We start from the raw sequence: 3,429 nt of genomic DNA on the forward strand, positions 1-3,429 counted from the left end.
TCGCACCACTTCCGTTTCCCACACCCGGTCGGGACGTTGGCTGCCAGCCCGGTGGTGAGACACCGGCTTTGGCGTCAGGCAGGGATCGGACTGAGTGTGGAGTATCGGAGACTTCGATCCTGGTTTGACGACGACTTCGAGGCAAAGTCGATGAGGTTCCCTGCGGCCGCCTGAAGTTCCGGTGGGGGCGACGTCGATGCCTTCGAGGGCGCCAGCATAACTGGCCGAGATTCGCTAAGTCGCCGATGCGCGAACTGGTCGTCCCGGGGTAGATAGCACTGACGGCGGGTTGGGGTGATGCACCGTGCATCACGGTGGGCGGCGACCTGGCGGACGATTCTTCTGGTTCGGGCGCTGTTCTGCTGACTGATCAGATCCGTCTGATCGCCGGTTCCGGTGGAGCGAGACGCGGAGGCTTGCGATGGGAGTGAGGGTGTGAGTAGTCGGGTTTGGGTTCGCCGTCATGCGTCTCGGTCGGCGGTTCCACTAGGGAGTGCGTGCGGTCAGGATGCGGGACTTGATTTCCGGGGTGGTGGTGCAGACCATGCTGAAGGCGGCTTGCCGGATCATCCGCTCGGTGGGTTCACCGCTTGTGACTGATCGGCTCCCTGCGGCGGTGCAGTGGGGGCCGCGAACTGAGATCGCCACATCACTACCCAGCCCAATAGGAGACATTCCCGTGGCTATGGCGGCTGCCTCCCCACCGCTGGAGCCACCCAATGTACGATCAACGTTGTACGGGTTCAATGTTTTTCCTGAGACCAGGTTGTCTGTTTCGGTCCGGTACGAGAACTCCGGAACATTCGTTTTTCCTATGGGAATGGGCTCCAGCGTCCTTCATTCGCCTAACCGAAGTCGCATCGACAGTCGGAATGTGTTCCGTGAAGAGACGTGACCCTCTCATGGTCCGCACGTCCGCAGTATCTAAGCCTGAATCCGTGGAGGGTGTAGCGGGATCGTCGGCGAGTGAACAGTGAAAGTGCCTCCCGTAGTGAGACAATCAAGATTCTCACGTCACAACTGTCCACATACGGAAGGGCACTTTCAGTGCAATCATCGCACACGTTCACGGCCGAATCCGCTGTGTTCGACGAACGCAATCTCGTGTCGTCTGCCGGTCTGGTTCCGGTGCTGGAACTGGCCGAACAGGCAGGACTGTCGGAGTTGATCGACACTCATGTCCGCCTCGACTCCACACGGGTGGCCTCGGGTGCGGTGAACCCGGTCGGGAAATTGACCTCGATCATCGCCGGAATGTGCACCGGAGCGGACGTCATCGACGACATGAACCTGCTCCGGGCCGGTGGGATGCCCGCCCTGTTCGATCAGGTGTACGCGCCGTCGACACTGGGGATATTCTTGCGCGAGTTCACCTTCGGGCACAGCCTCCAACTCGGGTCGGTGCTGCGCCGACACCTGATCGCCCTCGCCGCCCGCACCCCGCTGCTGCCCGGCATCGCCGAGCGGGCGTTCCTCGACATCGACTCGCTGTTGCGCCCGGTCTACGGACACCAGAAACAAGGAGCGTCCTACGGGCATGCGAAGATCGCCGGCCGCGCCCTGCTCCGCAAGGGACTGTCGCCGCTGGTCACGACCCTGTCCACCGCGCAGGCGGCGCCGGTGATCACCGAGATGCGGCTGCGGGCCGGCAAGACGGGATCCGGCCGCGGCGCCGCCTCCCAGCTGCGTTCGGCGATCACCACCGCCCGCGCCTGCGGGGCGCACGGCAAGATCATGGTCCGCGGTGATTCGGCGTTCGGGAACAAGGCCGTTATCGGCGCCGCGGTCGCCGCGGGTATCGAGTTCTCCCTGGTGATGACCCGTAATCCGCGGATCACCCGGGCCATCGACGGCATCGACGAGCACAAGTGGATGCCGGTGCACTACCGAAGGTGCGGTTATCGACCCCGAGACCGGGGAGCTGATCTCCGACGCCGAGGTCGCCGAGACCTCGTACACCGCGTTCTCCGGCCGCCACCGGGTCACCGCCCGCCTGATCGTGCGCCGGGTCAAGGACGCGAATTACCCGGATGCGTGGGGGTCCCTCCCTGCACGCAGTGCTTGGGGGCGTCCCGGTGTGGCGCTACCACCCGTTCTTCACCAATTCCGATCTGTCGACCGTCGAGGCAGATATCACCCACCGCAAGCACGCGATCATGGAAACGGTGTTCGCGGACCTGATCGACGGACCCCTCGCGCACATCCCGTCGGGACGGTTCGGCGCGAACAGCGCCTGGGTGCTCTGCGCCGCGATCACCCACAATCTGTTGCGCGCCGCCGGCACTCTCGCCGGCGGACACCACGCCGTCGCCCGCGGCGCCAGCCTGCGCCGGCACCTGGTCAACGTTCCCGCCCGATTCGCCCGGCCCGCACGCAAACCCGTGCTCCACCTGCCAGCTCACTGGCCACGACAAGCGCACTGGACATCCCTCTGGGACAACACCATCGACTACACGCCACCCCAAGCAGCCTGACCCTCGACACACCGGCCGCACCGGCCCCAACCCCAGGAACACAACGAACGTGGATGAGCTGACAACCAGGTCAGCAGATCAACTACACCCCGAACAGCATCACCTGTGCGCATCACAAACGAATCCGACCGAAATCAGCGATCCACGGATTCAGGCTTAGCGCTGGCTCCGGCTACGAGACCCAGTAGCTGCGGCGACGGCATCGTCGCGACCGGAACACAGCAGTGACGGCGCCGCTACATGTCCCCGACCACCGCTGTGCATATGCCGCTCGGGTTGAGGGCACCCGAGTCTCTGTATCGTGACCGAGGTCATTGTTCGCTAACAATAGAACTGTCATGCGGCTTCATACAGCTAGAGCGACAAACCTCCATCAACGACCAGTTCGGTGCCATTCATGAACGAACATTCCGAGGATGCGAGAAACAGAACTGCCCGCGCGATCTCGTCGGCCGTGCCACGCCGCCGCAACGGTGTGGCACGGGTGACCGCATCGATTTGCTCGTCTGGCATGACGTCGATCATCGTGGTGCTGATGAATCCGGGCGCAACGGAGTTTACGCGCACCCCATACGGTCCCAATTCGACCGCAGCGCATTTTGTCATGCCGCGTACCGCCCACTTAGTCGTCGAATAGCCAATCTGATTCGCGTAACCGCGGTGACCGCCGATGGAGGACAGGTTGATGATCGAGCCCGAGCCCCTTTGCTTCATATCTGCCGCCACTGTGCGCATTCCGAGGAATACGCCGAGCTGGTTGACGCGGTAGTGGCGCTCGAAATTCTCTACGCTGGTTTCGCTGATGTCGTGACCTGGATCGAGCACGCCAGCGTTGTTGATCAGAACCGTGACGTCGCCTAAGCCTGGAAACACCGATTCGGATGAGCGCCTGAGAGTGTCATAAGGGCGAAATGCCCTGCCGTAGTGGAAGAATAAGACTTCTCTAGGGTCAGAT

Annotated in this window: 2 protein-coding genes and 1 pseudogene; 1 reads left to right on the forward strand and 2 read right to left on the reverse strand. The window is 62.8% G+C overall.

What is annotated here, in order from left to right; translation table 11 throughout:
* Positions 1-486: 486 nt before the first annotated feature.
* The gene (locus ACFWAY_RS53225; protein WP_378516466.1) at positions 487-831 is read right to left on the reverse strand and encodes an amidase family protein; all 345 of its coding nucleotides are present in this window, start codon (positions 829-831) and stop codon (positions 487-489) included.
* Positions 832-1,047: 216 nt separating this feature from the next.
* On the opposite strand from ACFWAY_RS53225, the pseudogene ACFWAY_RS53230 reads away from it, so the two are divergent.
* A pseudogene (locus tag ACFWAY_RS53230) lies at positions 1,048-2,474 on the forward strand (IS1380 family transposase).
* Between the two features lie 354 nt (positions 2,475-2,828).
* Here ACFWAY_RS53230 and ACFWAY_RS53235 read toward each other — a convergent pair.
* On the reverse strand, positions 2,829-3,429 hold a 601-nt coding region (locus ACFWAY_RS53235; RefSeq protein ID WP_378516465.1), incomplete at its 5' end, for an SDR family NAD(P)-dependent oxidoreductase.

The sequence above is a fragment of the Rhodococcus sp. NPDC059968 genome, from assembly GCF_042738615.1.
Taxonomy (GTDB): Bacteria; Actinomycetota; Actinomycetes; order Mycobacteriales; family Mycobacteriaceae; genus Rhodococcus_F.